This window comes from Bacillus sp. FG16 (assembly GCF_057809515.1).
This window is the reverse complement of sequence record NZ_JBMDKC010000284.1, coordinates 1-757: the sequence shown is the minus strand read 5'-3', so window position 1 is coordinate 757 and position 757 is coordinate 1. Positions and strand designations below refer to the sequence as shown.

Sequence of the window (757 nt, the reverse complement as noted above, 5' to 3'; positions counted from 1 at the left end):
TGAAGTGAACCCTGAAAACGGGACACCTATCAAAACACCTAAACCACTTGTTCCCTAAATTCTTTAGGGGATAGGTGGTTTAATTTTTCTTGAATTCGCACACAATTGTAGTAATGAATGTATTCTAGCACAATCTTTCGCACAGTTGTGTTGGATACTTTTGTTATCTCTTGTGAATAGAAGGCTTCACTTTTCAAATGACCAAAGAAGCTTTCCATGACGGCATTATCATGGCAATTTCCTCTCCGGGACATGCTGGTGATAATGCCATTTTCTTTGGCATATGCTTGAAATTCCTTCGCTGTATAAATACTTCCTTGATCTGAGTGAAGAAGGACATCTTTTACTTTTCGCCCTCTCATTGCTTGTTTTAATGTCTTCATTGCTAATGGCAGTGCTTGGGACTCGCTGATGACATAACTAATAATTTCACGATTAAAGGCATCCATAATCGTTGATAAATACAAGGTACGCTCTCCAAATAATAGATACGTCACATCCGTAAACCACTTTTCATTTGGTGCGGATGCATCGAATTGGCGTTCCAATCGATGAGGGGCTACTACTGGTTCCGCACCACTGATATATTTCTTTTTCTTTCGACGAACTTTTGAGAGAATCTGATTTTGTCTCATGATTCGTAATACTTTTTTATGATTCACACACAGTCCCATTTTCCGAAGAGTTGCGGTCACTCTTCGATATCCATATCGTAATTTATGCCGAAGACAAACATCCTTTATTTTCTCTTCTATCT

Annotated in this window: 1 protein-coding gene; it reads right to left on the bottom strand. The window is 38.6% G+C overall.

Annotation, left to right across the window (positions count from 1 at the left end; translation table 11 throughout):
- Positions 1-38: 38 nt before the first annotated feature.
- Positions 39-757: IS3 family transposase (locus ACODS7_RS32300; protein WP_243169470.1), on the bottom strand; the 719-nt coding region annotated here is incomplete at its 5' end.